This window comes from Chryseobacterium luquanense, assembly GCF_026460945.1.
In the GTDB taxonomy this organism is placed as follows: Bacteria; Bacteroidota; Bacteroidia; order Flavobacteriales; family Weeksellaceae; genus Chryseobacterium; species Chryseobacterium luquanense.
Map to the genome: position 1 here is coordinate 321,336 of NZ_JAOVZV010000015.1, position 21,660 is coordinate 342,995.

Genomic DNA, 21,660 nt, shown 5'->3' on the forward strand with positions numbered 1-21,660 from the left:
AAAAAATATATATCATGATTAAGAAATTTATCATCACAGGAATGTTGTGCCTTGCTGCGACCTCAATGAATGCACAAAGAAAAGGGCTAAGTTTAAACCTTCAATCAAAAGAAGATACTACGGTAAGCCCGATTGTAAAAGAGAAAGTAGAAGAATATGCTGCGAAAATCAATGGAATCATTCAGGAAGAAAAGAAGCAAATGGAAACCGAATTGAAGTTTCTTCAGGAAAAGAATTTGGATAAAGCAGAATTTGACAAGCAAAAAGCTCAGATTGCAGATACTTATTCTCAAAAAATAGATGAGAAGATTGAAGCTTTAGGATTTGATTTAGACCAGGTGATTCAAAAACAGGTAAGATATTCTTTGTTGAATTCTGACGTAACTTCAAACGAAGAATTAAAAGAAAAGCTGTTGAAAAAGTTTAGACCTAAAAAAAGCTTTGACGGATATATTTCTTACGGAATTATGACGTTGACGAATGATAAACCCGATAATGATTTAGATAAAAACTTAGGTTACGCCAATAATTTTGAATTTGGTTTAAAATTTAATTATCAGTTTGGCAGAACCAGTCCATGGGGATTGATTTCCGGTGTAGGTTTTTCTTGGAGAACAGTTCGTCCTGATAACAACATGATTTTCGCAAAACAAAACGGAGATGTTTTCCTTACAAAATATGAAGGAAGTCTTGATAAAGCTAAACTAAGAACAGGTTATGTAATGGTTCCGCTTGGTTTTCAGTATAATTTTTCTAAGCTGAAAAGTGCAGGAATGGATGTTCAGTACAGACCTTATTCAGACGGATTCAGAGTAGGAGCCAATGTTTATGGCGGAATTAAAATGGCAACGAATAATATCGTTAAAGGAGACAGTCAGGGTTTCAGGGACCGTTCAAATTATCAGGTAAATCCTTTTGTTTACGGAGCGCAGGTTACGATTTCTTATGACAATATCTCGCTGTTTGTGAAAAAAGATTTCAGTAATTTCTTTAAAGATTCTTATTTTCAGAATGACAAAGCTTTGGTTTTTGGAGTTGCTTTGGGTTGGTAATTTAACTGTATAAATAATTGATGTAAAATATAACAAACTAACAGATCAGATATTCAATTTGGCACACGAATTGAATATTAAAAATCAACATTCACATTAACAAGCAAGACACTCCGCAGAATTTTCTACGGAGTGTCTTGTTTTATGTCTCGGAATATTATTTCAAGCTTCCAACCATATCTTCAGGCTTCACCCATTCGTCAAACTGTTCAGAAGACACAAAACCAAGATTGATCGCTTCTTCTTTTAAAGTTGTTCCGTTGTTATGAGCTGTTTTTGCAATTTTTGCAGCATTTTCATAACCGATTTGTGTGTTCAAAGCAGTTACTAACATTAAAGATTTGTCTACCAATTCTTTAATTCTTTCGTTATTTGGTTCAATTCCAACTGCGCAATGATCATTAAATGAGATACAAGCGTCAGCAATTAGCTGAGCAGACTGCAAGAAATTGTAAGCCATTACTGGTTTAAAAACATTCAGTTCATAATTTCCCTGCGTTCCCGCAAAAGAAATTGTGGTATCGTTTCCTAAAACTTGTGCACAAACCATTGTTAAAGCTTCATTTTGTGTAGGATTTACTTTTCCCGGCATGATTGAAGATCCTGGCTCGTTTTCCGGAATATGAATTTCGCCAATTCCTGAGCGTGGTCCTGAAGCCATCAATCTAATATCCTGAGCGATTTTATATAGAGAAACGGCCAACTGTTTCAAAGCTCCGTGAGATTCTACAATTGCATCGTGAGCAGCCAAAGCTTCAAATTTATTTTCTGCCGTTACAAAAGGAAGATTCGTGAACTTTGCAATGTATTCTGCCACTTTTACATCGTAACCTTTAGGTGTATTTAAACCGGTTCCAACCGCTGTTCCTCCCAAAGCTAATTCTGAAAGGTGAGGTAGAGTGTTTTTTAAAGCTTTAATTCCATAGTTTAATTGAGCGACATATCCTGAAAACTCCTGGCCTAGAGTTAAAGGAGTCGCATCCATCAAATGCGTTCTTCCGATTTTTACAATATCTTTAAACTCAATTGCTTTTTCGTTCAACGTGTTTTTTAGTTTCTCAACTGCAGGAATGGTAACTTCAACTACCTTTTTATATGCAGCAATGTGCATCGCAGTCGGATAAGTGTCGTTTGAAGACTGAGATTTGTTGACATCATCATTGGGGTGAACTTCAGTTTTGTCGCCCAAGTTTCCGCCAGATTTAAAGTGAGATCGGTTTGCAATTACTTCATTCACATTCATATTTGATTGTGTTCCCGAACCGGTTTGCCAGATTACCAAAGGAAATTGGTCGTTCAGTTGTCCTTCAAGGATTTCGTCGCAAACTTTGCCGATCATGTCTCTTTTTTCAGCAGGAAGGACTCCTAAATCTGTATTGGTAAATGCCGCGGCTTTTTTTAAATAAGCAAAAGCTTCGATAATTTCATGGGGCATAGAACCTTCCGGACCGATTTTGAAATTGTTTCTTGAACGCTCCGTCTGTGCGCCCCAAAATTTGTCTGCAGGAACCTGCACTTCACCCATGGTGTCTTTTTCTATTCTGTAATTCATTGTGAAATTGTTTAATTAGAGGTTTAGGACGAGGTTAAGTTTAAGGCAAATTTCAACCCCAATCTTAACCTTAGCTTTAATTCATAAAGTTAAACATTGCTCAAAGATCTCACAATTTATAATCATTATAAATACGTATTTAAGTCGCTGATTTTGCTCATGTTTTTTCGTGTAAGCTGTATTTTTGCACCGAAAATAGAAAGTAATGGATTTTAAATATCAGGATCCGTATCCAATTTTGAAAGATGATACGGTTTATAAAAAATTGACTTCAGAGTATGTAAAAGTGGAGCAACACGGAGAAAGAGAAATTTTAACTATTGATCCGAAAGGTTTGGAGCTATTAGCTGAAGAAGCAATGGCAGACGTTTCTTTTATGCTTCGTTCTTCACATTTGGAAAGTTTAAGAAGAATTATTGATGATCCTGAAGCAACTGACAACGACCGATTTGTTGCTTATAACTTACTTCAAAACGCAGCGGTCGCTGTAGAAGGAGCTTTGCCTTCTTGCCAAGATACAGGAACGGCAATTGTAATGGGTAAAAAAGGGGAAAATGTTTATACAGGAGTTGAAGACGGCGAATATTTAAGCAAAGGAATCTACAATACCTATCAAAAAAGAAATTTAAGATATTCTCAAGTCGTGCCTTTGACAATGTTTGATGAGAAAAATTCCGGTTCAAATCTTCCGGCACAGATTGATATTTATGCTAAAAAAGGAAATTACTACGAATTTTTATTTTTAACGAAAGGTGGAGGTTCAGCTAACAAAACTTTCCTTTACCAAAAAACGAAATCTTTATTAAACGAGAAATCTCTTGAAGCATTTGTAAAAGAGAGAATTTCAGATTTAGGAACTGCGGCTTGTCCGCCTTACCACTTGGCTTTGGTGATTGGTGGAACTTCAGCTGAGGCGAATTTGGCTGCGGTAAAAAAAGCATCAGCAAAATATTATGACAATCTTCCGACTGAAGGAAACGAAGCTGGACAGGCTTTCAGAGATTTGGAATGGGAAGCGAAAGTTCAGAAAATTTGCCAGGAAAGTGCGATTGGGGCTCAGTTTGGAGGAAAATATTTAACTCATGATGTTCGAGTAATCAGACTTCCTCGTCATGCAGCTTCTTGTCCGGTTGGAATGGGAGTTTCTTGTTCGGCTGATAGAAATATTAAAGGAAAAATTACCAAAGAAGGTATTTTCTTAGAGCAATTGGAACAAGATCCAAAAAGATTTTTACCTGCAACGCCACCACATTTGGAAGAAGCGGTTGAAATTAATTTGAATAAACCGATGCCGGAAATTTTGGCTGAACTTTCAAAATATCCAATCAAAACAAGATTAAAATTAAATGGTACTTTAATCGTTGCGAGAGATATTGCTCATGCAAAAATCAAAGAATTGTTGGATGCAGGTCAACCAATGCCTGAATATTTCAAAAATCATCCGATTTATTACGCAGGACCGGCAAAAACTCCAGAAGGAATGGCTTCAGGAAGTTTTGGTCCAACGACAGCGGGAAGAATGGACGTTTATGTTGACGAATTCCAAAGCCATGGCGGAAGTATGGTGATGTTGGCAAAAGGAAACAGAACAGCTGATGTCACGAACGCTTGTAATAAATATGGAGGTTTCTACATCGGTTCAATCGGAGGTCCTGCTGCAATTTTAGCGAAAGATAATATTCTTTCTGTTGAGGTTGTAGATTTCCCTGAATTAGGAATGGAAGCGGTAAGAAAAATTGAGGTGAAGGATTTTCCAGCGTTTATTATTACAGATGATAAAGGGAATGATTTCTTTGCAAATCTTGCTCATTAAATTGGAGATTGTATGAGGAAATTTTAGAATTTTAGCGTTACAATTGTCAGTCTAATTTCTAAAATCTAGCTTCTAATATCTAAATTAATAGTTTAAAATAAAAATAAATAGTAAAAATCAGCTTTTGTCTTTTGTGTGAAAAAGAAAAAAGTCCTATTTTTGCTTAAAATATTAAGAAAATGATCTTATCTGGATTTTGGCCGTTTTATCAGTTCCTTTGGACAATCTATTTTATCTGTATGTTCCTTGTAGGGTTCTGGTGTATCTTGATGTTTTTCGGGTTGGTAATTCCAATGTGGTTAACAGAAGGTTTGAAAGAATATTTTGGAAAAGTAAAACCTTTCGATCCTGAGCAAATCAGAAGTAAGCTTCTAACAGAGCAGGAAGGAGTTGAGGTTATTTACAGTGCTCCAAAAGGTCATGGTCCTTTCATCCACGAAAGTCATGGTCACGATAAAGGACATCATTAAGTGATTGTCATTGCTTTCTCACATGAATTCCGAGGAAGTAATATCAAAGCAAAACAACATATATAAAACCACTAAAAGCAATTTTAGTGGTTTTTCTTTTTATCCTAATCTCAGTTTTTCAGGAGAAACACCAAATTTTTTCTTGAAAGCTCTCGTGAAATTCTGCACATATTCATAACCGCATTCAATGGCAATTTCTTTAATCATAAATTGTTTGTTGATAATCATTTTTTTTGCTTTCAACATTCTGAGTTCAGATACATAATCAACAATTGTTGTCTGATAATATTCTTTAAATTCTTTCCTCAACTTATTTTGATTAATTCCTATTATTCTGGAAATTTCTTCAATTTTCAAATTTTTATGATAGTTTTCATCTAAAAATTTCTTGATGGTTTCAGGCGTTTTAGATAAATCTTCTACAGTATCTTTCTCATTAAACTGCTCAAAAATCAGAATTAAAAGTTTAATAATTTTTGCCTCAATAAAGAGTTTCTGTATTACTCCTTTTTTAGAATATCCGGAAATTTCCTTTAAAATCATATGCATTTCTACTGTCATATTGGGCGGAGTTTGTTTATGAAGAAAGATGAAATTATTATTTTTCATGTTTTCAAGAATTTCTGCACTTTCAAGATTCGATTTTGGATCAATCAAATTAAAAACATACTGATAGTTAACCTTAATTTGAAGATACTTTAAAACTTCCTGATTTTCCGTCCATAATTCTGCATGATTTTCTGCAGAGGAATAATGAAGAATGTATTGATTTTTTTTAAACTGAAAATTGGTACCACAATCTGAAGCCTGCAGATTGATATTCGGGCTCAGAAAAAAAAGCAGATTAAAGCTTGATTGTCCTTCAATAAAGTTTGATTTTAAATATTTTTCAGTCGCTGCATCTTCATGAAAAACCACCTTAATGTCTTCAGATTGAAATAGTAAGCCTCTTTTCGCCTGTTTCATTGTACGACGTGTTTTTAATTCCATAGTATTTGAATAAAAAAGCCGCATCCGATAAGTAAAAGTTTGAAAATGATAAGTAGGGATTTGAGACGCAAGCTAATTTTGCACAAAATTAAATTAAATTTAGAATAAATAAAAATAATATCTGTTATGTTTAAAAATTTATACATTCCAATGGTTAAAATCGGTCTAGGCACAATGGTGTTATCGATTGCAACCAGTAATTTTGTAAATGCTCAACAATGGCAAAATGTGGGTTCTTCTGCGAATGTTTCGGCAGGTGGAAGTAGCTTTAATAATTTGGTTGTTGATAATGCGGGAAATTATTATTTGTCATACTATGATGTATCTGTTCAAAAAGGTTCAGTTCAGAAATTTAATGGGACGTTATGGTCTTATGTAGGAGGAAGTGCAGGAATTACGACAAGTTATGCAACTTATAATTCATTGTCAATCAATTCAAATGGAACCAATCTTTACTATACCAACCAAGGAAAAGGTTTAGAAGTTCGCCAGTTTAACGGAAGTTCGTGGACGCAATTGGCAAGTCCGACAACCTCAACAATTAATTATCATGCTTCTGCAGTTGCTCCATCTGGAGTTTTATTTACTTACAGTAATTTAGCCTCGGGAACGGTAAAAAGATTGGTAAATGGAACTTGGGAACAAGTTGGAAATACCGGTTTTTCTGATGGTGCTTCTTTTGCTGAAATGGTTATTGGAACTAACAATAAAGTTTATACAGCAAATGTGGCAAGTGGAATAAGAGTATATGAAAATACTACTACAGCAACAACCTCAAATGCTTGGACATTGGTTGGCGGAGCGATTGTAGACGCAGCGTCTTCCGGAGAACAATATACTTCTGATATTGCAATTGATGCAAATAATAATTTATACGTTGCGTACGTTTCTAATTCGGCAAATTCAAAAAAGGTAAATGTAAAAAAATTCAATGGGACGACTTGGGAACAAATGGGTAATGCCTATTTTTCTGCAGGAGGTGTACAACACGTTGCAATTGCAGTAACTTCTTCCGGAAAACCTTATGTAGTGGCAAGTCGTTGGGAAAATGATAATTTCTTAAAAAATACTGCTTACCAATTAGATACTGTGACTAATACATGGTCAACTTTCGGAGGTGATTTTATTTCTGACGGAGAAGCGACTTATAATGATTTAGCTGTTGATAATACTAATAATTATCTCGTTTTAGCATATTCTCAGGATTTTACAAAAGTTAAAAGAATTTCTCTTGCACCTTCAACTACACCAGTTTGTAATAATACTGACCCGGGAAATAATGCAGGAGATACTGGTTGTGTAACATTTAATTATAGAGGGCAACCTGTAACTTATGCTACGGTAAGAGGAACGGATGGTAAAATCTGGCTTCAACAAAATCTTGGAAGTACAAAAGTGGCAACATCTCTTACGGATTCTGATGCTTACGGAGACTTATTCCAATGGGGAAGATGGGATGACGGTCATCAATTGAGAAATTCAGCTTTATTAGGAACGGCTCCTTCTCCGAACAATCCGGCAGGTTTGAACGGTGGGAATACAACTTTCTATTCCGCAGCATATAATTCTTCATCAAACTTTTGGTCTGGAGGAATAACTGCTGATACATGGTCAGCAGCAAGCTCTTCTTCAGTAACAGCTACGAGTGGAGCAGATCCATGTAAAGCAATTGGTTCAGATTGGAGACTTCCTACTGTAACTGAGGTTGATGCAGCGGTAACTGCTGAGAATATTACTGAATTTAATTCTGCACTTTCGAGTAATTTAAAACTTATTCCTGCAGGAATGAAAGATTATAGTGGAATTTTCTCTCCTGGAACAAGACTTTATCTTTGGTCTTCATCATCTTCACCCTACACAGGTTCTGGACAACATTTATATGTAAGTCAATATTCGGCTTTATCAAACAGTGCGGGTAGAGACGCTGGAATGTCTGTAAGATGTATCAAAAGTGTAACTACAGGCTTAGGAACAACTGATATTAGAAAAGTAACTGTTGGAGTTTATCCAAACCCAACAAATGGTATTTTAAATATCAAAACTGATTCACCAATTGAAAATGTAAATATTACCAATGTTGTAGGTCAAAGATTAAAAGTTCAATACTCAAATCATCAGGTTAATTTACAAAGATTGCCAAACGGAGTCTACATTGTAGAGTTGATTATGAAAAACGGACTAAAAATATCTAAAAAAGTTATTAAAAATTAACGTTCATTTTAATATTTGATTTGTTTTTAGGCGGTTGTTTCATTTTGAAATAGCCGTCTAATGCTTTTATAATTAAATCAATGATAAGCATCATGTTTGATGTGATAATCGAAAGGTTGAAAATGATAACTCATTCTTTCTTTTCAGGATTAATTTTGCCGAAAATTTTAAAATAATTTAGAATAAATAAAAATAACTTATTTATGTTTAAAAATTTACAAACAAAAGCAAAACACATTGGAGCAGGAATAGTCATCCTTTCTGTAGCGGTAAGTTCACTCAATGCACAACAATGGGTTGATGTAGGTTCTGCGGGAAGTATTTCTGCGGGAGCAAGCAGTTTTAACAATCTTGCAATTGATGCACTGGGAAATTATTACGTTTCTTATTATGATGTTTCTGCTCAAAAAGGTTCTGTTCAGAAATTTAACGGAACTTCTTGGTCTTATGTTGGCGGAACTGCAGGAATTACAACAGCAACAGCGACTTACAACTCGCTATCATTAGATACAACTGGAAATTTGTATTATACCAATCAATGGGGATATCCAAATTCAGGAATGGAAGTTAGAAAATTTAATGGTACATCTTGGAATTTGCTTTCGCTTCCATTTACTGATACTACAAATTATCAAGCCTCGGCAGTTGCGCCCAATAACGTTCCTTTTGTATATGCATCGGTTGGTTCGGGAACTGTAAAAAGGTTGGTAAACAACGTTTGGGAACAGGTGGGACCATCAAATATTGCAGGAGGAAATCCTACTCATGCAGAAATGGTTATCGGCTCAAATGGAAAGGTTTACGTTTGTCACGTTGCATCTGGAGTAAAAGTTTATGAAAATAACTTAACAGCTTCTGCAACTGATCCATGGACTTTAGTGGGTGGTGCTTCTGTGGGAAGTGCTTTTACAGAAGGCGCTAATGCGACTTCAGATATTGCAATCGGTGCTAATAATACTTTGTATGTAGTTTACTCATCGACTTCGGATAACAATAGGAAATTAAACGTAAAAAAATTCGACGGTACAAACTGGGTGCAGGTTGGAAATGCTAATTTTGGAATTTCTAATGATTTGTATAATGTCTCTATTGCAGTTACACCTTCGGGAAAACTATATACTGTAGCAAGCGGATGGTCTGTAAACAGTGGGAAAAATACCGTTTACGAATATAATTCAACAACAAATACCTGGGAAACTTTCGGAGGTGATTTTGTTTCAGATGGAACGGCTACTTATAATGATTTACAGTATGATGCATTTAATAATACTTTAGTTCTTACTTATTCTCAAAGCGGAGTTAAGGTGAAGAAAACTCAACTACCAAGTACAACTCCAGCATGTAGCAATGTAGATCCTGGAACAAATCCGGGAGATACAAGTTGTGTAACTTTTACTTATAAAGGTCAACAGGTAACTTACACTACGGTAAGAGGAGCGGATGGAAAAGTTTGGCTTCAGCAAAACTTAGGAAGTTCACAAGTTGCAACTTCAATGGCAGATGCAGATTCTTACGGAGATCTTTTCCAGTGGGGAAGATGGGATGATGGCCACCAAAACAGAAATTCGGCAACGACAACGGTTCCTTCAACAAATAATCCTACTGGTTTGGTTGGAATCACTTCTTTTATTTTAGGAAATAGTCCGGCTTGGTGGTCAACAAATGCATTAAGTGATCTTTGGAATGGAACAAATATCTCAGCAATAACTTCAACTGTGAGTGTTGACCCTTGTAAAGCAATCGGGCAAGGTTGGAAACTTCCTTCTCAGGCTGATTGGGTTGCTGCAGTAGGAGCAGAAGGAATGTCGAGTGCAGCAAATGCTTATACCAGCAAATTAAAATTACCTGCGGCAGGTTATAGAAGTCAAAGCTCTGGTGGCTTCACTTATGTTGGTGAAAGAGGGTATTACTGGAGTGGTGATGTAGCAAATACAGGTGGGAAATATTTATATAATTCCACATCTTTGGCCAATCCAAACTCAGGAGGTCCGAGAGCTCAAGGTCAATCTGTAAGATGTATTAAAGAAACAACCACAGGTTTGGGAACTTCAGATGTTAAAAAAGTTTCTCTAGGTGTTTATCCGAATCCTACGAATGGAATTTTAAATATTAAAACAGATTCTGATATCGAAAAAGTAAACGTTACCAATATTGTTGGTCAAAGAATGGATGTTCAGTTTTCAAACAATCAAATCATTATGCAGTCTCTACAAAAAGGAGTTTATATTGTGGAACTTCTATTGAAAAACGGACAAAAAATCTCTAAAAAAGTGATTAAAAATTAAAACCATTTCACATAAATAATTGATTCATATTATTAATTTTTTACACCCAAAAGCTCATGTGTTTGCATGAGCTTTTTGTTTTAATAGTTATATGAAGATTGGTCTCCTTTATTTTCAATTTTGTGATTATTTACTTTTAATGTGTGTTGAATATTATCAGGAACAGTATGGTAATATAGCGTTGCAGAGTTTCTGCTTTCTGTTTTTATGGCAAATCGCTCCTTAAAATTTACTGTTTTTGTTTTAGAAAGTTTCCAGTCTTCAGATTTGCTGGAAGGAACTAAACTATCAATCACTGCATTTTTTCCATAATTTACAAATTCATTGTATAACGAGCTTTTTGCTTCATCAGGAGTGTCTTCTTTAAAATAAGCTTCTCTAATTATATAAATGTTTGATAGCATTAGTGATTTTCCCAATGCACTTATTTGCTTTTTTGAAAAAGGTTCTTTTGATGGAATAGCTTTTATAATTTCCTGTTTGGTTATCCAAATACTGTCATTGGTATTTTCTTCGTCTTTTGAAGCTAAATGATAATCTATAAAATTAGGAGTATTCATTTCTCCTTCTCCGCTTATCTTTTGTATTAAAAACTTGTCCCCCTCTCTTTTTAAAACTGAATAATTTTCATCGCTGTAACTATCACTTTCAAAAGAAAAAATTACACTGTTTTTATTGTCAATAGAGTCGAGTTGCTTATTTAGCAGTATGCTTTTTTCCTCCATTTCTGCAGCATATCTTCTTTCTGATTGATATTGAGAAATTTTTTCATAACCAGTGTAACCTAACAATCCCAGAATCAAAATAATAGGAAGAGCAAAAGCTCCAACATGAACTCTCGAAGGATACCTGTAAAGAAGTTTATGTTGTAAATCATTGATAAGATGATAAGATTTTCCGTCTCGTCTTAAAACCCATTCCTGTCCAATTGGGAAAACCGGAATAAAATAGAGATGTGCATATTTTTGAATAAGCTGTATCTCTGCATTTTTCATTTCAGGATTATTTTCTAATCCCAGTTCTTTTGGCGATACTCTTTTAATGACGAAGTTATTGTGCCCGAAAACGATACTCATGGTTTAATGTTATTAGTGGCGCAATATAAAAATTTTAGTTATGTTTATAAAAAAAATAATCTATGAAACTCAAAACTATCTTTCAATTATTAATTGTAATCTTCACAATGATTTCCTGCCACAAAGCTTCGGTAACAATCGATGTAAGCTATGACCCCGAAACGCAAAAAGGAATTTTATTGGTAGATAATGAATTTAAGTTTAAACTGTCAGAAGATTCTACAAGCACTTCAATTACAATAACGGAAGGGAATCATACATTTAAACTTAATAACGGAAAAGAATTTAACCAAACAATATCAAAAAAAGGAGGAATTTTAAATCTTAATGATGACGATTTTGTAGTAATGAGCCAGCCTTACGGATCTGATACCAAATTTTCTTCAACATATAATACAAATATAGACTTTACAGCAGGACACCATTTTGTGGTTATAGACAGCATGATTTATTATTCTAAAACAGATTCTCTGGAAGAAGTCTCTGATGCAAGTCTGAAAAAAGCGCTTGATATGGATAAAAGACTTGATGGACAAGGGAATTTTATGAAATATTACAAGAAAGCTAAGTTTATCGAAAAAGATTGGAATTTTGGCTTGAATGAAGATTTCCCCGAAACAGTGCAGACAACATCTTCATCAGCAGCAACTATATCCGGAAATCTTACATATAAAACAAAGGTAATTCCAGCTACAATATTCAAATTATATGCTTTAATGAGCCCGCAATACTTTGTTATAAGAAATATAAAAGATATTGAGGCAAGTAAAGAAGATGTAAAAGAAGACAGAGAAAAGAGCAGTAAACAAATGGAATTTGATAAATAAATTATATTTTGTCATAAGTAAATCAGAAGTTTAAGAGTATGAAAATCACTTTTGTTCTTCGTTGTCAATTCCGTATCTTTGCCAACTAAATTTTTAATATGTCTAAATCATTAATTCCAAAATTAGAAGCGATAAAACAGAGATATAATGAGGTTGCCGATCTTATTATTCAGCCTGATGTCATTTCAGACCAGAAAAGATATTCTTCTTTAAACAAAGAATACAGCGATTTAGGAAAAATTGTACACGTTTACAACCAATATAAAGGTGCTTTAGACAATATCGCAGAATCTGAAGAAATCATTGCAGATGGTTCAGACAGAGATCTGGTAGATATGGCTAAAGAAGAAAAAGTAGAAGCTCAAGGTAAACTTCCCGGCTTGGAAGAAGAATTGAAAGTACTTTTAATTCCAAAAGATCCTGCTGATGATAAAAACGTCATTGTAGAACTTCGTGCCGGAACAGGAGGTGATGAAGCTGCAATTTTTGTGGAAGATGTTTACAGAGCGTATGCAATGTTTTTTAAAACTAAAGGCTGGAAACACGAAATCACAGATTCTAGTGAAGCATCTAAAGGATATAAAGAACTAATTCTAAGAATTGAAGGAGATGGTGTTTATGGAATCATGAAATTTGAATCTGGGGTTCACCGTGTTCAACGTGTTCCGGAAACAGAATCTCAAGGTCGTGTACATACTTCTGCAATTACTGTTGCGGTTTTACCGGAAGCTGAAGAAATCGATTTTGAATTAAATCCTGCAGATATTGAAATGCAGACTTCACGTTCAGGAGGAGCAGGTGGACAAAACGTAAACAAAGTTGAAACGAAAGTACAGTTAACGCACAAACCTTCAGGAATGGTGGTTGTTTGTCAGCAGGCTCGTTCTCAGTTGGCAAACAGAGAATTAGCAATGGAAATGTTGCGTACTAAATTATACGATATCGAAGTTCAAAAAGCGGTGGGAGATGTTGCAGCACAAAGAAAATCGATGGTTTCTACAGGTGACCGTTCTGCAAAGATCAAAACGTACAACTATCCACAAGGTAGAGTTACCGATCACAGAATCAACAAATCGATGTACAATCTTGATGCATACATGAATGGTGATATTTCTGATATGATTGATGCTGTAATCATGGCTGAAAATGCTGAAAAAATGAAAGGAGAAGAAGATAATTATTAAATCTTTTCTTTTAAAATTATAAAGCTTCCAAATTTTTGGAAGCTTTTTTTATTTAAACTAACACAATTGTATTTAACCTCAAACGATTTTATTTTAAATTAATATAAATGCATTTAGTTATATTTAAGGTTTATTGAAAGTATATTTTTAAAGAAAAGTATTATTTTTACCTTTGAAAAATTAATTGGATATTCATTTGTGTTTAAAAGACTTTGATGGGTTTCCGACCGAAAAATATGTCAATGAATTCTATCGTAATCAATGTTGGAAACAGCAATATCAGATTTGGTCTTTTTGATGATGACAATTGTGATATTTCGTGGATTATTAATACAAAACCTTACCGTACTGCCGATGAACTGCATGGTCAGATGTTAATTTTATATCAAACCTATAAAATTAATCCAAAAGATATCAAAAAAATTATAGTAGGCTCTGTAGTACCGCAATTAACGAGAGAAATAACTTCTGCCATCAGAAAAATTCATGGGATTACTCCGGTAATGGTTGACAGAACGACTCCTTCAGAAGTCTTAGCAAAATCGAAACAAATGGGAACAGATATTTATGCGAATCTTGTTGCTGCGCACAATATGTACCCGGAAAGAAAAAAAATTGTTCTTGATTTTGGTACTGCTCTTACTGCAAGTTGTGTTGCCGATAATGGTGAATGTCTAGGCGTAATTATCGCTCCGGGAATTGTAACTTCTCTCAATTCTTTAATCAGTCAGACTGCCCAACTTCCTGAAATTGAATTGGTAAAGCCGAAATCTGTTTTAGGTCTAGATACAATTTCTTGTATGCAAAGCGGGATGGTTTATGGTTTTCTTGGGATGGTAGAAGGTTTTATTGATAGAATTAATGATGAGGTAAATGACGATTGTTTTGTCATCGCAACCGGTGGAGTTTCTCACGTTTACAAACCTTTAACCGAAAAAATTCATATTGCAGACCGGCTTCATACGTTGAAAGGACTGTATTTTCTTGGGAAAGATTTATAATTGAGGTTGAGACCAAGTTTAAGGTTGATGAAATTCTCATTCTAAAACTTAGCCTTAATCTCAACCGCAACCTATCTCTTAGCTTTAAAAAACTCCTTTACAATTGATGAACATTCGTTTTCCATAATTCCTGAAACGATTTCTGTTTTTGAATGTAAGGAAAGATTTTTATTGATAAATCCGCGCTGTTCGTCTCTGGCTCCGATGACAACTTTCGAAATTTGTGACCAAGATAGTGCTCCAGAACACATTACACAAGGTTCTAAAGTCACATATAAAGTACAATTGACAAGATATTTTCCGCCTAAAAAATTAGCTGCGGAAGTTATTGCCTGCATTTCAGCATGTGCGGTAACGTCGTTCAACGTTTCGGTAAGGTTATGAGCTCTTGCAATTACTCGGTTATTTGAAACCACAACACAGCCAATCGGAACCTCATCTTTTTCAAAGGCAATTTCGGCTTCCTGCAAAGCCATTTTCATAAAATATTCGTCAGTAAACATAAAAATAAAAGCTTAGTGCAAAACTAAGCTTTTCAATATTGGGATATGACATTTTTTAACCGCAAAAGAGACAAAAGATTGTATATTGCAATAAGTTATTCAAAAGCTGACAGAACAAAAAGTAAATAAAAATTTTACATTTTGAAAACTTTGAATTACTCTCTCAATCTCTTCTTTTGGTTCTTTTGCGGTTAAAAAGAGGCTTTAAATTTTTTTATTTAGTATTAAGTTTTTGCTATGATATTTCTGAGGAAATTAGAATCGATACCCAATTCCGCCCATTATTTTTCCGGTAACTTCTTCAAAATAATGTTTATCTCTGTCACCGAATCTTCTGGCAATACCACCACTTGCTTCAATAACAAGATTGTTTTTCATGACCCATTTTCCTCCGACTCCAAAACCAATACCTACAGTCGTAAAATTACTTCGTCTTACTGAAGAGGTGTAATAATATCCATTAATATCATCATAATTGTAAGAGTAAATGTCATTGGTTTCTGTAGTAACGGGTATAAAACCTTCAAGGAAAAATCCGGATGCATATTTTTTACCAAAATACATTCTGTAAAATGCTGAGAACTGGCTAAATCTGTCATCATCACGGTCTAAGTTAATCATTGCATTAATACCGATACCTTTGTTTTGTGAAATTAATCTTTCATAAGAAACGTTCGCTAAAGGAAATGCAATTAATAAAATTGGATCTGCGAGAATGTCATTTTTTCTCTGTTTTTCTGCAGTTTCTTGTGCATGAGACACAAATGTTCCGAGAGTTAGGGATAATCCTAACAGGATTTTTTTCATAGGGATTCGTTTTATTTTAAAAAATTTCCTATTATTCATTTATTTTGAATAAAATAAATGAATAATAGCTTAATTCAGTTTTCGTCAAATATAAATAATAAAACTATACAGTGTGAAAAAATATTTTTACTCGAAATTAAGAGCTAAAGGTAATCTGAATCTGTATCTTACAGGGGTTCCGTTGTTGTATGCGGGAGAGAATTTTTCGGAGATTGAGTATAAAGCAATTTCTGCCTGTCTGTTGAAAGTGAAATTATCACCTTCAGCTTTTACATCACTTATGGTTCCGTCTTTCTCTACAATAAAAACGACGTTCGTTTTTACATTTCCGGCTTCAGAATAAACGCCTTCACCGTAAAAAAGCTGTGCAACTTCTTTTCTTAGCGCATTAATTCCACCAGGATAATCAGCGACTTTCTCAATAGGATTGGTAAATTCTTGCTTTTGTGAAACCGTGATTTTAGAATTTAGTTTTTTTACATCTTCTAAATTTTTAACTTTCAGTAAAGCGGCAATTAAAGCAACGTTTTCAATACTATCCATCTTTTTCATAAAGAAAAGAAAGTCATTTTTTACCGCAGATTTGTATACAGGATTTTTCTCGGCATCAAACTTCTTTTTAAACTCCGTATTCAACATCGCTCTATGTTGATTATAATAGCTTTTTACCATCTTGAATTCCTCTTTTTGTTGAGAAAAACAAAATGTTGAAAGAAGTACACAAAATAAATATAAAGCCCTCAAAAGATGATTGTTTATGTAAATATAATCAAAAAGATGCAAAAGATACTTTTTCGTTCTATTCTGAAAAATAGTTGTTAAGAGATTCCTGTAAATGTCTCTTAATGTCTTCAACTAAATTCATCGGTTCTAAAACCCGTACTTCTTTTCCATACGATAAAATTTCCTGCATAAAATCGTAAGTAGGATGGAGGAAAAATTCAAAATAGATGTCTTCCGGAGTTTCTTTGGTTTCCTTTTGTGACAGATGCAAAGGGAAACTTCTGATGTATTCACCTTGATGGCGGCTGCATTTTAAAACAATTTTCTGCGGATTTTGCTCGGTAAGATTCATTACTCCGAAAGCATTTTTAAAATGTTCTCTAAAATTATATTTATACTTTTCCTTGAATTTCTGAGGCGTTACATCAAGATAATTGATTCGGTCTAAACCGAAAGATTTCAACGCTTTATCTTTGGTGTCAATCGCAATAAGATACCATCGGTCTTTGGATTCTTTTAATGCCAAAGGATGAACTTTTCGGGAAGTCATCAGTTTATTTTTAAAATTGTAATGCTCAAACAAAACAATTCTTTTATTGCGAATGGCGAAGAATAGGTCATAAAAGTTTTCGGCTCCGCTTGGTTTTCGGCTCTCAAAAAAGATATAGTTGGCAAAATCGGGATGATTGTTTAAAGCGTTGCTTACCTGAAAAGATTCCAATAACTTTTGGTTGTATTCATCGACTTCCATCATAGGACGGCTTTCGATGTAATAACGATTATCACCTTTCTTCTTGTTGTGAATAGAAAGATTAAAAAGATTAGAAATCTCACGAATATCTCTCTGCAAAGTACGAATAGAATAGCTTTTAATATCTGCATCCTGAAATTCAAAAGAGTTCAAAAGATAATCTTCCATTTGGGAATATGTTGCAGGAGCACTTTCTAATTTCTTGATGATAAGGGCATATCTTGTAAGGTAAAAGTCTTTTTTCATTGCTTTAAGTTTCTATTACAAATATATATGCTTGTTACGACAAATCGTGTCGTATTTTATTTTTAAGGATAAATTTTAAGCTAAAATATTCTGAATTTTTCATTTTGTCATGAAGTTATCGCTGTACACTTCCTGTACCCTTGCTGTACTCTTTCTCTAAAATAAAAAACTTCTTATATTTTTCCTGCTGTCAAAATGGCAGAGACTTTTTTAGATTTTTTTTTGAAATAAAGTCTTGTTGTTTAAGTATAATCTTAAATTTTCTAAAAGAATTTCTTTGTATTCATTTCGGATAAATACATCAAGCCAACTTACGACTGCAAAGCTTATAGAGTATAATCCTTCAGGATTATGAAATTTGTAATTGCGACTTATCATTGTATGCTTTTATAAAGATAAAAAATAATGCAATTTTAGAAATTGGTTTTTAAAAGAAAAAGCCACACGATGCAATCGTGCGGCAGCGGGGGGGACCTAAAGAATGTTTTTTTTAATTTATAATATTATTTATGCTCCTCAAATCTTTTACCAAAAAGAAAGATCCCCTCTAATAAATCATTGAGATATTTTATAGCAGCATCTTTGCCCATTTCTCTATCTTAAAGAATAAAAGCAACCAAAAGGTTGCCTTTAAATTAAAATGCTTTCCAATCTTTCATTAGGTTTATGACTTCTTGTAAAGGCATTTCTAAATCTTGATAAGAAGTAGAGTTATCTGCAATGAAATAAGCTGTATCTTTATTACATTTAAAATCTCCACACATATAACCTATTTGCATAAACATAAGATCATCATTAGCTTCTAGCCAGGTTTTACTTTCGTTTCTTACGGATTCTAATAAATCTATGATTTCTTGTATATTATCTCGAAATCGGAACTGTCCAATAAATAAGGATAATAATAAGTATTTATCATTTGTTGACTTTACTACTTGAAAATCATTATCTACTATCTTAAATTCTACTTTACTCATGTTATAAATTTTTAAAGGTTATATTATATGCTGTTTTAACTTCTCTTGTAGTTAAATCAATACGCATTTAAATTAATATTCCATTCTTTGTTTTTCCAACATATCTGTTACCCTCCTTTTCGATGATATTTCCACATGCCTCTTTTATTTTATTGATGTCCCATTTGCTTGGAAAGAAAGTATGAATATCTGTCTTTCGCTTTCATTTTACTGCCTCTTCAATCCAAAAGTAAAAAGCAGCCATTACTGACTGCCTTACTATTTAGCTCATAAATATTTTCCACTCTTTCATCAGGTCGATGACTTCTTGCAGAGGCATTTCTAAGTTTTGATAAGAAGTAGAGTTATGGTTATCTGCAATGAAATAAGCCATGTCTTTGTCACATTTAAAATCTCCACACATATATCCTATTTGCATAAACATAAGATCATCATTTACTTCTAACCATGTTCTATTACCGCTTCTCACAGATTCTAATAAATCTATGATTTCTTGAATGTTATCTGGAAATCGAAATTGTCCAACGAATAAGGATAATAATAAGTATTTATCATCTGTTGCTATTGGACCTGCAATTTCTTTTCCATCTAATAAACTGTTTGTTTTAAAGTTTATTTTGTTCATATTTGTTCATATTTTTTATTTAAAGTAAATATAAGCTGTGGTTATCTCTCTAGTTTCAGTGCTAATATAAAATTCTATCTCAATTCCTTGCTTAGTGATGCCTCTATATTTATTGCCTTGTTTAAAAGTAATATTCTCACTCGCTTCTTGTACCACTTTCTTTATTTTATTGATATCCCATTTGCTAGGAAAAAAGGTATGAGTATCTTTCTTTAGAACCCATTTTCCCATTTCTTTTATCCAATATTCTATTTTTGCTAAGCGAACTGTTTCTCCTGTTGGTAATACTTTAGTTCCAAGATTTTCTGCAATTCTTACCAGTTTGTTATTCAACTTATTTAGAATATGAAAGCCTCCTACTGTAGGACTATAGTTAAATCCACTTTCCGCAACTTTTCCTCCTTTACTTGCAAGATACTCATATTCTTCTACTAGATTGTCGGCTTTATATTTTTTGATCCGGATATGTCCGTCTTCTATATGCTGTTCAAATCGTCTACCAATGATAAAAATTCCGTCCAATAAGTCATCGAGATATTTTATAGCAGCATCTTTGCCCATTTCTTTGAGTTGTTTGGCAAAATCTGTGATTTGTTTTTTTGTTCCTTGTTTTATAATAATGCCTTTATACTCAAGTCTGGTTATAAAATTTGAAATAGGTATACCCGCACCAAGTCCTGTTGGCTTTGCAGCTAATTTTGGCTTTATTCCTAAATTGGCTAATGTTTGTGCAGACTCTCTATCAAATCCTAATTTTATATATGTTATTAGCTTAGAGAGTTGATACTGGCTATTTAAAAACCATTTCTCAAGCTCACTCCAAATTCTTTTTAAAAAATCACGAAAAGATTTACCTCCTTTAGATATTATCTCTAATAAAGAACTAAGCGCTTTATACGCTTGATCTTTCGCAAATTTAGCAGAAGCAGATAATGCTGCTCCAACTTCTTTATTTACAGCTGCAATAATATCAGCAATGGCTCCTAGTTTTGCCACTTTCAAGACTTGTGTGAAAGGAACAAAAAAACTTGCAATAAAAGCGATAGCACTTCCGGCAACATATGCAACTCTTACCCAATCATAATCATCTTTTTCATGAGTCTTACAAAAGTCAACTAATTTATTAAAAGTTTCTGAAATTGCAGTGCCTAAATTATTCCAAAAATTTCCTCCGAAAAGAAACTCGTTAATATTGTCTACCGTCTCCATCGCACCTTGAAAATCTAAAGCAGTATTGAATGGAGCCTGTAAAATTCCTCCAACAAACTTTAATAATGAAGATACGAAATCGACTATCCCATTCCAAAGACCGCAATAAAAAGCAATTGAAACCTGAATATGACTAATAAAAATATTGACAGTTTTATTATCAGCCATCTGGTATATTTCTTCAATTGTATCTCTGATGAACTTATTATAGTTTCTTACAAATCCTTTAATTTTTCCAATATTTTCTTTTATAAGTTTTTCTAATCGATCAGGAGTAATATCATGAAGGTCTATACCTTTTTTATCAGTAAATAATTTTTCTAATTCATTTAATGAATCTTCAGGGATTGTCAATAATTTTATAATATTTTCTCTGTCAAAAAAATATTCTTCACTCTGAGTGTCCCAAAAATCATCTGTAATTTTAAGATAATCAATTCCTTCACCTAGCTTTGAGCAAATCCAACCAACCCCTTTTAATAAAGAGCTGTAAGCAAGAGACGCTAGTTTTAAAGCTTTCAGTATGCTATCAATATAAATATTACTTTTTTCAACGGTTCCCTTTTCTAAAAGTTCTTTAATAACTTTTATTTCCAGACCTGTGTTTGAACCTAAAATACTCATTATAGACGTACTGAAGAATCGATCATCTATTTTTCCATCTTTATCGTAAAATTGTTTTCTAACAGCATTCGATACTTTTGCATACAGCTTTCTAGATGAGAATGTATCCTCTTCAGATTCTATAAAAAATAATATTTCATCGGCTTTTGCACTTACTGCATTGTAAGCCTCTCTAACCTTATTACCATCTGAAGACATAAAAAATAGCACTTGAAATGGAAGCTTTTCATCAGGATCTACAACTCCATTTAAATTCTTGTCAAAAAAATGATCAATAATTGTAAAAAGATATCCTTCTTTTTTTACATCATTTATTATTTGTAGATTGCCCCTTTTTTCTTTCTGAGCATCAATGAAATATTGATTGCTTACAAATTTAGCGTCAACGTTATGAGGTTTTGTTTGAAGCATTGGACTAACATTGTTCATTCCTCGTATAAATTCTCCTAAACGTACTTGCGCGTAGCTAGTATTTTGTTGAAAACTTTTTGGAATAATTAAATCTGAATTCTGAAATGAAATATTACTATTTAAAAATTTCTGTACCTCATTATTGTAATCATCAATGTATTTTTCATTTTTCATTTTAATAATTTTAAGATTAATAATAGGCAGAGTTTTAAACTCTGCCTGTTCAGGTTAATATTCTGTTGAGTAGAATATATAGCTGTTAATTGAGTTCAAACCCTTCAATAAAATTAATGGTGTTTTCATAAGTCATTGCTCTATTACTACCT

18 protein-coding genes are annotated in these 21,660 nt (G+C 33.4%); 8 read left to right on the forward strand and 10 right to left on the reverse strand.

The window, feature by feature from the left end:
• The first annotated feature begins 14 nt into the window (after positions 1 to 14).
• Complete coding sequence (locus OEA66_RS14165) at positions 15 to 1,052, forward strand: outer membrane beta-barrel protein (protein ID WP_267281988.1); 1,038 nt, start codon at positions 15 to 17, stop codon at positions 1,050 to 1,052.
• A 157-nt stretch (positions 1,053 to 1,209) separates the two neighbouring features.
• Here the strand turns inward: OEA66_RS14165 and fumC are convergent, their stop codons facing one another.
• Positions 1,210 to 2,604 (reverse strand): class II fumarate hydratase, encoded by a 1,395-nt coding sequence (gene fumC / locus OEA66_RS14170; RefSeq protein ID WP_267281989.1) that lies wholly within the window; start codon positions 2,602 to 2,604, stop codon positions 1,210 to 1,212.
• A gap of 205 nt (positions 2,605 to 2,809) precedes the next feature.
• Between fumC and OEA66_RS14175 the strand changes: the two genes are divergently transcribed.
• Both OEA66_RS14175 and OEA66_RS14180 read left to right on the forward strand, forming a co-directional pair.
• The gene (locus tag OEA66_RS14175) at positions 2,810 to 4,417 is read left to right on the forward strand and encodes a fumarate hydratase (RefSeq protein WP_267281990.1); all 1,608 of its coding nucleotides are present in this window, start codon (positions 2,810 to 2,812) and stop codon (positions 4,415 to 4,417) included.
• A gap of 179 nt (positions 4,418 to 4,596) precedes the next feature.
• Complete coding sequence (locus tag OEA66_RS14180; RefSeq protein ID WP_267263787.1) at positions 4,597 to 4,887, forward strand: hypothetical protein; 291 nt, start codon at positions 4,597 to 4,599, stop codon at positions 4,885 to 4,887.
• A 99-nt stretch (positions 4,888 to 4,986) separates the two neighbouring features.
• On the opposite strand, the gene OEA66_RS14185 is transcribed toward OEA66_RS14180, so the two are convergent.
• Entirely contained in the window at positions 4,987 to 5,877 is an 891-nt protein-coding gene (locus tag OEA66_RS14185) for a helix-turn-helix domain-containing protein (RefSeq protein WP_267281991.1), read from the reverse strand.
• A gap of 126 nt (positions 5,878 to 6,003) precedes the next feature.
• On the opposite strand from OEA66_RS14185, the gene OEA66_RS14190 reads away from it, so the two are divergent.
• Together OEA66_RS14190 and OEA66_RS14195 are read left to right on the forward strand one after the other, a co-directional pair.
• Complete coding sequence (locus OEA66_RS14190; protein ID WP_267281992.1) at positions 6,004 to 8,088, forward strand: T9SS type A sorting domain-containing protein; 2,085 nt, start codon at positions 6,004 to 6,006, stop codon at positions 8,086 to 8,088.
• 203 nt (positions 8,089 to 8,291) lie between these two features.
• Positions 8,292 to 10,373, forward strand: coding sequence for a T9SS type A sorting domain-containing protein (locus OEA66_RS14195; RefSeq protein ID WP_267281993.1), 2,082 nt, complete (start codon positions 8,292 to 8,294; stop codon positions 10,371 to 10,373).
• Positions 10,374 to 10,453: 80 nt separating this feature from the next.
• On the opposite strand, the gene OEA66_RS14200 is transcribed toward OEA66_RS14195, so the two are convergent.
• Entirely contained in the window at positions 10,454 to 11,449 is a 996-nt protein-coding gene (locus tag OEA66_RS14200; protein ID WP_267281994.1) for a hypothetical protein, read from the reverse strand.
• 62 nt (positions 11,450 to 11,511) lie between these two features.
• On the opposite strand from OEA66_RS14200, the gene OEA66_RS14205 reads away from it, so the two are divergent.
• The 3 genes from OEA66_RS14205 (at position 11,512) to OEA66_RS14215 (ending at position 14,461) form a co-directional block, all read left to right on the forward strand.
• Positions 11,512 to 12,276, forward strand: a complete 765-nt coding sequence (locus OEA66_RS14205; RefSeq protein ID WP_267281995.1) for a hypothetical protein — start codon at positions 11,512 to 11,514, stop codon at positions 12,274 to 12,276.
• Positions 12,277 to 12,374: 98 nt separating this feature from the next.
• Positions 12,375 to 13,460, forward strand: coding sequence for a peptide chain release factor 1 (gene prfA, locus OEA66_RS14210; protein WP_267281996.1), 1,086 nt, complete (start codon positions 12,375 to 12,377; stop codon positions 13,458 to 13,460).
• 242 nt (positions 13,461 to 13,702) lie between these two features.
• Positions 13,703 to 14,461 (forward strand): type III pantothenate kinase, encoded by a 759-nt coding sequence (locus OEA66_RS14215; RefSeq protein ID WP_267281997.1) that lies wholly within the window; start codon positions 13,703 to 13,705, stop codon positions 14,459 to 14,461.
• A gap of 71 nt (positions 14,462 to 14,532) precedes the next feature.
• Here OEA66_RS14215 and OEA66_RS14220 read toward each other — a convergent pair whose 3' ends face one another.
• The 7 genes from OEA66_RS14220 to OEA66_RS14250 all read right to left on the reverse strand — a co-directional run bounded on the left by OEA66_RS14220 (position 14,533) and on the right by OEA66_RS14250 (position 21,508).
• Positions 14,533 to 14,964, reverse strand: coding sequence for a nucleoside deaminase (locus tag OEA66_RS14220; protein ID WP_267281998.1), 432 nt, complete (start codon positions 14,962 to 14,964; stop codon positions 14,533 to 14,535).
• 255 nt (positions 14,965 to 15,219) lie between these two features.
• Positions 15,220 to 15,771 carry a hypothetical protein gene (locus OEA66_RS14225; RefSeq protein WP_267281999.1) on the reverse strand — a complete coding sequence of 184 codons (552 nt, stop codon included), beginning with the start codon at positions 15,769 to 15,771 and terminating at the stop codon, positions 15,220 to 15,222.
• A gap of 126 nt (positions 15,772 to 15,897) precedes the next feature.
• Positions 15,898 to 16,443, reverse strand: coding sequence for an energy transducer TonB (locus tag OEA66_RS14230; protein WP_267282000.1), 546 nt, complete (start codon positions 16,441 to 16,443; stop codon positions 15,898 to 15,900).
• Between the two features lie 127 nt (positions 16,444 to 16,570).
• Complete coding sequence (locus OEA66_RS14235) at positions 16,571 to 17,491, reverse strand: helix-turn-helix transcriptional regulator (protein ID WP_267282001.1); 921 nt, start codon at positions 17,489 to 17,491, stop codon at positions 16,571 to 16,573.
• Positions 17,492 to 18,126: 635 nt separating this feature from the next.
• On the reverse strand, positions 18,127 to 18,465 hold the full coding sequence (locus OEA66_RS14240) for a hypothetical protein (RefSeq protein ID WP_267282002.1): 339 nt from the start codon (positions 18,463 to 18,465) through the stop codon (positions 18,127 to 18,129).
• Between the two features lie 262 nt (positions 18,466 to 18,727).
• Complete coding sequence (locus OEA66_RS14245) at positions 18,728 to 19,090, reverse strand: hypothetical protein (protein WP_267282003.1); 363 nt, start codon at positions 19,088 to 19,090, stop codon at positions 18,728 to 18,730.
• A 15-nt stretch (positions 19,091 to 19,105) separates the two neighbouring features.
• Positions 19,106 to 21,508 carry an EndoU domain-containing protein gene (locus tag OEA66_RS14250; RefSeq protein WP_267282004.1) on the reverse strand — a complete coding sequence of 801 codons (2,403 nt, stop codon included), beginning with the start codon at positions 21,506 to 21,508 and terminating at the stop codon, positions 19,106 to 19,108.
• Positions 21,509 to 21,660 lie beyond the last annotated feature (152 nt).

Excerpts from the sequence above, each read along its gene's own strand:
- OEA66_RS14165 (WP_267281988.1), top strand. The coding sequence starts at position 15 with ATGATTAAGAAATTTATCATCACAGGAATGTTGTGCCTTGCTGCGACC.
- fumC (WP_267281989.1), bottom strand. The coding sequence starts at position 2,604 with ATGAATTACAGAATAGAAAAAGACACCATGGGTGAAGTGCAGGTTCCT.
- OEA66_RS14175 (WP_267281990.1), top strand. The coding sequence starts at position 2,810 with ATGGATTTTAAATATCAGGATCCGTATCCAATTTTGAAAGATGATACG.
- OEA66_RS14180 (WP_267263787.1), top strand. The coding sequence starts at position 4,597 with ATGATCTTATCTGGATTTTGGCCGTTTTATCAGTTCCTTTGGACAATC.
- OEA66_RS14185 (WP_267281991.1), bottom strand. The coding sequence starts at position 5,877 with ATGGAATTAAAAACACGTCGTACAATGAAACAGGCGAAAAGAGGCTTA.
- OEA66_RS14190 (WP_267281992.1), top strand. The coding sequence starts at position 6,004 with ATGTTTAAAAATTTATACATTCCAATGGTTAAAATCGGTCTAGGCACA.
- OEA66_RS14195 (WP_267281993.1), top strand. The coding sequence starts at position 8,292 with ATGTTTAAAAATTTACAAACAAAAGCAAAACACATTGGAGCAGGAATA.
- OEA66_RS14200 (WP_267281994.1), bottom strand. The coding sequence starts at position 11,449 with ATGAGTATCGTTTTCGGGCACAATAACTTCGTCATTAAAAGAGTATCG.
- OEA66_RS14205 (WP_267281995.1), top strand. The coding sequence starts at position 11,512 with ATGAAACTCAAAACTATCTTTCAATTATTAATTGTAATCTTCACAATG.
- prfA (WP_267281996.1), top strand. The coding sequence starts at position 12,375 with ATGTCTAAATCATTAATTCCAAAATTAGAAGCGATAAAACAGAGATAT.
- OEA66_RS14215 (WP_267281997.1), top strand. The coding sequence starts at position 13,703 with ATGAATTCTATCGTAATCAATGTTGGAAACAGCAATATCAGATTTGGT.
- OEA66_RS14220 (WP_267281998.1), bottom strand. The coding sequence starts at position 14,964 with ATGTTTACTGACGAATATTTTATGAAAATGGCTTTGCAGGAAGCCGAA.
- OEA66_RS14225 (WP_267281999.1), bottom strand. The coding sequence starts at position 15,771 with ATGAAAAAAATCCTGTTAGGATTATCCCTAACTCTCGGAACATTTGTG.
- OEA66_RS14230 (WP_267282000.1), bottom strand. The coding sequence starts at position 16,443 with ATGGTAAAAAGCTATTATAATCAACATAGAGCGATGTTGAATACGGAG.
- OEA66_RS14235 (WP_267282001.1), bottom strand. The coding sequence starts at position 17,491 with ATGAAAAAAGACTTTTACCTTACAAGATATGCCCTTATCATCAAGAAA.
- OEA66_RS14240 (WP_267282002.1), bottom strand. The coding sequence starts at position 18,465 with ATGAGTAAAGTAGAATTTAAGATAGTAGATAATGATTTTCAAGTAGTA.
- OEA66_RS14245 (WP_267282003.1), bottom strand. The coding sequence starts at position 19,090 with ATGAACAAAATAAACTTTAAAACAAACAGTTTATTAGATGGAAAAGAA.
- OEA66_RS14250 (WP_267282004.1), bottom strand. The coding sequence starts at position 21,508 with ATGAAAAATGAAAAATACATTGATGATTACAATAATGAGGTACAGAAA.